We start from the raw sequence: 5,221 nt of genomic DNA, 5'->3' as shown, positions 1-5,221 counted from the left end.
AATGCTATCGGTTGCCGCGATGCTCGATTCACTACGGGAATCGCCCGAGGTTGACGGCGAGCTTGTCGAAACACTCGACCGATTGATCTATCAACCGGAACAGCGAGTTGAATTGCTGGCGTTGCGAGTGCGCGCGGCACTGCAAAACAATCAGCATCTGGATGCGGCAAAATACATGCTGAAATTGTCCGACGTCGTAACGATGGAACCAGCCAGCAAAGATGCGGCCAATCGAATTGTTTCGGATGTCGCGCGGCAATGCTCGCTAGACGCTTGGCTGGCGGCACGCTCGGCCGAATTGGCGAACCACATGAACGAATCCGACCGTGCAAGTGTTGACCAATGGTTCTCCGATGCATTTGCCGAAAAACTGCACAGCCCCAACAATTTGTTGTGGCAGCTAATTCGGCAATTTGGGTCGCTGGAGGCCAGCGATTTAATTCGCAACGAATTGTCCAGCCGTTTGGAAAAGGACCAAGAATGGCTGCGGGCGTACAGTTTGCAGCTTGGCAACCGCTATGCCACGCCCGAGCAACTTGAAACGTTACCAACCCAGCGGCTGTTCCATCTGGCCAAGATTCACTCGCTGAGCGGTTATGCCAAAGACGCGTTACAGATGATCGCACTGCTGCGAGAACGGACCGATGGCCCCGACGCCGAGTTGCTTGATCAAATCGAAGAAGCCACGCTACCGCTAGTCAAAACACGCAAGTGGCCCGATACCGCCAAGGTAAAGTGGGAACCTCGTCCAAGTCGCATGCGAGCGACCATGGCATTAAATCAACAGGTATCCGAAACCACGATTCTTGCCGGCCAAGAGTTTCAAGGTTGGCGATTGGTTAGCGAAGGTGCCTTTGCATTGGCGCTACGAAATCCGCAGGGCTATCCTCGTGGGATTCCGCTAGACCTCGAAAACCGGCAACGCGATATGGGGCAAAACGAAGCCATGATCGCGGGTGGAGTGATGATTGTGGTGACGCCCAACGCGTTGGTCGCGGTCGACTTGCACCGTTTAGATTCTCAAGCGAATGAATCGGTGCTGTGGCGGCATAGCTTGAGCAGTGACGATTCCCCGCTCTTAAAGCGACGTAGCAATCCAACTCGATTCGGTGATCAAGTCTTTCAATACCTGATCAACGGTGCGAGTGCGAGAAACCTGGTCCCTACCTTTGACCTTGGCCCGATTCTTGGTGACCGCGTGTTGGCGCTGCAGGGCGGCGAGTTGATGTCGTTGGATCTGTTGACCCAAGAGACCCAGTGGCGAAACTCCGATGCACCAACCAGTGGCGTTGTCCTGTCCGATGGCAACGAAGTAGCCGTGGTCTCGGACAGCGAAAAACGAATCGTGTTTTTCAACCTGCACGACGGCGAGAAGCTGCGAGAAACCGCGTGGGAACACGGACAAATTTGGTCGTCGATTGGCGAGCACGTGCTGAGCTATCTGCCCACGGGAACATCGCGTGAGTACGAAATCCGCTTGTTCAATCCTTTTACAAACAAAGTCAAACTCAGCAAGCGTGCAAACGAAGCCAACCGTACTAACGAAAATATTCCGGCCTCGTATGGCCGCTTGGTTGGCGGTCGCTACCTGACGTTATTGGATACCGAAGGCAACGCGGCGATCTGGGATTTGATCTCGGCTAAGGAAATCAGCAGTGTCACGTTGCCAGCCTATCCCGATCTGATTGGGTTGCACGCGATGGTGCTTGAGGACAAATGTTTCTTGCTGCCGATGCGTCGGCCTCAACCGAGCGACGTACCGCCGACGTCACAACTGCATACACGTCAGGGCAACGATCATGAAACAACCAATGCGATTTTCGCGATCTCACTCAATGACGGAAAATCGTTGTGGCAAAAGGAGTTTGACGAGCCTTGGGGATGCACTATCCATCAACCCGACGCGACCCCCGTGGTACTGCTAACACGAGGCCGATCGATCTTTCCCAACCCACGCGTACGGACGAGAACGCTCGATTTCATGGCTTTGGATGTTGATGATGGCCACAAAGTCAACTCGGTGATGGGAAAAGATGTCCCCAGCCATACCAATGAATTGGAAACCCAAACCAAATTGCCTCCTGGTCAAGATTTGATGATTGTTGATATCGGGATCGAGAAGTTGCAATTAAACTTTGACCCCGCGGATGACGTCGACGACGAATCCGATGTCGAATCGGAAGCTTCGCAAATTGGCGAAGCAATCGATCGATCGTAATCGTTGCCCCCGCCTTTCCTCCCCCTTTCCTTCCTGTTTTTGCTCGCTAGGACCCGCCATGCATTTGCTAAAACCCACTTTGCTCCGATCCCTTTACGCCGTCACCCTCATTTCGACATCGGTCGTGTTGTCGGGGATCGATCCATCGATCGCGACTGCCGATTCGCCTGCAAAAGCGACCGGCGTCAGCGTCGAAAAGGTCGATTCGCCTCGCGGTTGGAAGGTGTACGACAACGGGAAACTCTTTGCGGGCTATATCGAATACCAAAATGGTTTTCCGATCGTGTATCCCGTGATCGGCCCTGGCGGACAACCGATGACTCGCGACTTCCCGATGAAAACAGGGACCGAAGGCGAAAAATTAGATCATGACCATCACCGTTCGCTTTGGTTCACTCATGGTGAAGTCAACGATATCGATTTTTGGATCGACGACGCGCACGAAGGGACCGGACGTATTGTTCAAACGGCGGGCGAAGCCACCGTCGATGCGAAAAACGATGCGGTCGTGATCACTACCGAAAACGATTGGAACGATGCAAAAGGCAATCGACAATTGTCGGATAAACGCCGCACGACCTTTCACAGCGAAGATGGAAAACGGATGATCGATTTCGAAGTGGTGCTTCGCGCGACCGATGGCGATGTGAACTTTGGTGACACCAAAGAAGGCAGCTTTGGCATCCGCGTGGCTGGCACAATGAAAGTCGATGCGAAATTGGGCGGCAAGATTACCAACGCCGAAGGGTTGACCAACTCCGACGCCTGGGCCAAGAAATCAAACTGGGTGAACTACACGGGTCCCGTCGGCAACGAAACCGTTGGTATGTCGGTTTTCTATCATCCGTCGAGTTTTGCCGCGCCATGCAGCTGGCACGTTCGCACCTACGGTTTGTTTGCCGCGAATCCGTTCGGCCACTATCATTTCAACGGTGGTGATAAGACCGAAGGAATCACGCTGAAGGATGGCGAAACGATGACCATTCGCTGCCGCGTCGTGCTGTATCAAGGTGAATTTGATGCCGACGCGACCGAGAAAGCGTTCGCCAAATATGCGGCCGAAAAACCCAAAACGCTGTAGGCAATCGCCTTCGTGCGATCAAGCACAAAGCGATCGGCGGTGCGTGCGTCAATGCAATCCACTTTGTTCGCGCCCGCCGTCCGGTTGAAGCGTGGAAAAACGTTCGAAATCAACCGGGCGGCTTGCGCCCAATGCCATCTACTTTGGCATCAAACGCATGGCTTAGGCACGCGACAGGAATTCGCCGGTTCGCGTATCGACTTTGATGCGTTCCCCTTCTTTGATGTACTCGGGAACCTGCACGACGAGATCGGTTTCGAGCGTTGCCGGTTTGGTTCGCGCGGTGGCCGAGTTACCTTTGATACTCGGGTCACACTGTTTGATCGTCAGTTCGACCGACGCGGGCAATTCGATTCCCACACACTCATCGTTGTAGACGAGGGCACGAATGCCTTCGAGACCTTCGGTGATGTAGGGAAGCTGTTCTTCGCAATCTTCGATTGGCACATCGTATTGCTGATAACTTTCTTGATCCATCACGTACATGAAGTTTGGATCCGAGTACATCAATTGCACGTTGCGTTTGGAAAAGTCGGCTTCCGAAACGACATCGGTCCCTTTGAAGGTGACGTCGACTTTATTTCGAGTGACGACATTGCGGCCGCGAAATTTGTACAACGTCGCAGCACCACGCGCTGACGGTGATTGAACCGACAGCGAAATGATGACGATCGGGTTGCCTTCGTGGACAATGACCGATCCGGTTTTGACTTCTTTAGCGAGCATCAGTGACCCTGCCCTGGATTAGGGACAGACCATTAGAGGTTGGGGGTGAAATAAAAGAGAACCGAGGGCGGCATTATTTCATCGCCATAGCCATTTACGAAAGCCCTCGACCACCAACTCTTCGCGCCCCGAACTGTGCCATAGCAACAGTCCAATCAAACAGGCTGCTCCGATCAACATCGAGACCCCGCCCAAATTGCGTGGCACCGGCTGTTTCGGCAGTTCGGCGCGAAGATGAGCTTGCAATTGGTACCAAAACTGGGAGGTCAAATTTGGTTCAAACGCGAAAATTTGGGCCGAGTCGGCTCCGGATTGTCCATCGATTCGCAGTTGGACTTTGATTGTCGGCATCGCGATTCGTAAACCGGACGCGTCGCCCGTGGCAGCCGGGTCGAGCTGCCGAGCCGCTGTCAGCAGAGCGGGAAAAACCTGGTCAGCCGACCGGCCATAGACGACCAATTTCGGAGTACTGGTGATCGCAATCAGCGTCAGACACAGAAAATAGAATGCCGCGATGGCAAACCAAACCCAAGGGCCAAACATGCCAGCGGCGGGAGCGGGAAAAAACAGTTCGACGGGCCCCACCGCGACAAGTCCGCTAACCGCAATCCCAATCGCGGCCACATCACGCGGCCCCGTGGTGATCAAGGCGCGTCCGGATGCACGAATCCCCCCGATCAAAATCAAGTAACCAATCAGCGGCAACAAGGCCAACAGCATCGTAAACGGTGGGATCAACATCAGGATTATCGGGATTTAGATTTTTTTGTTTCGAGCGTTTCCGATTCGGATGATTCGGAGGTGGACGAGTCAGCTGCGGGCGAAGCGGGTTCGATGTCAGTCTTCTTCTCAGTGTCCATCGCCTCATGTTCGTGGGGCAACGGGACCGAGGTGACAAGGCAGACAATGGTTTGACCGGGCTCGGGTTTCAGCGGGTCGCTGACGGTATTGAGCAGCGGAACCCCGTCGCTTTGTATCACGCACAGGAGTTCGGGTACCTCATTATACCGACGAATAAAGTCCGTGTAGCTAAACGATTCGGTCAATTTCGTTGCTTTAAACACCGCACCGGACTCGTGCAATTCACGGATTTTCGAGAACGTCAGCCCTTCGCGAAACAGTTGTCGACCGACGAGATTGTGAGTCATCTCACGCCGCGAATTTGATTTTTTGATAGTAAAGTTCAGCTGGTACAG

4 protein-coding genes and 1 pseudogene are annotated in these 5,221 nt (G+C 53.7%); 2 read left to right on the top strand and 3 right to left on the bottom strand.

Translation table 11 applies throughout. The features are described 5' to 3' along the window. Nucleotides 1-2,218: PQQ-binding-like beta-propeller repeat protein (locus RMSM_RS34135; RefSeq protein ID WP_008708464.1), on the top strand; the 2,218-nt coding region annotated here is incomplete at its 5' end. 79 nt (nucleotides 2,219-2,297) lie between these two features. Next, on the top strand, nucleotides 2,298-3,299 hold the full coding sequence (locus RMSM_RS34130) for a DUF6807 domain-containing protein (RefSeq protein ID WP_160168435.1): 1,002 nt from the start codon (nucleotides 2,298-2,300) through the stop codon (nucleotides 3,297-3,299). Nucleotides 3,300-3,461: 162 nt separating this feature from the next. On the opposite strand, the gene RMSM_RS34125 is transcribed toward RMSM_RS34130, so the two are convergent. The 3 genes and pseudogenes from RMSM_RS34125 to RMSM_RS34115 form a co-directional block, all read right to left on the bottom strand. Beyond that, on the bottom strand, nucleotides 3,462-4,025 hold the full coding sequence (locus RMSM_RS34125) for an elongation factor P (RefSeq protein ID WP_008708459.1): 564 nt from the start codon (nucleotides 4,023-4,025) through the stop codon (nucleotides 3,462-3,464). A 78-nt stretch (nucleotides 4,026-4,103) separates the two neighbouring features. After that, the gene (locus RMSM_RS34120; RefSeq protein ID WP_008708457.1) at nucleotides 4,104-4,766 is read right to left on the bottom strand and encodes a hypothetical protein; all 663 of its coding nucleotides are present in this window, start codon (nucleotides 4,764-4,766) and stop codon (nucleotides 4,104-4,106) included. A 5-nt stretch (nucleotides 4,767-4,771) separates the two neighbouring features. Continuing rightward, nucleotides 4,772-5,221: pseudogene (locus tag RMSM_RS34115) on the bottom strand (cation:proton antiporter); the annotation flags it as partial.

This window comes from Rhodopirellula maiorica SM1 (genome assembly GCF_000346295.1).
Taxonomy (GTDB): Bacteria; Planctomycetota; Planctomycetia; order Pirellulales; family Pirellulaceae; genus Novipirellula; species Novipirellula maiorica.
Note: the sequence above shows the minus strand (reverse complement) of the source record. Positions and strands in the feature narration are given on the sequence as shown.

What these genes read in the sequence shown, in the direction of transcription:
- RMSM_RS34120 (WP_008708457.1), bottom strand. Translation starts at nt 4,766, where the DNA reads ATGTTGATCCCACCGTTTACGATGCTGTTGGCCTTGTTGCCGCTGATT.
- RMSM_RS34125 (WP_008708459.1), bottom strand. Translation starts at nt 4,025, where the DNA reads ATGCTCGCTAAAGAAGTCAAAACCGGATCGGTCATTGTCCACGAAGGC.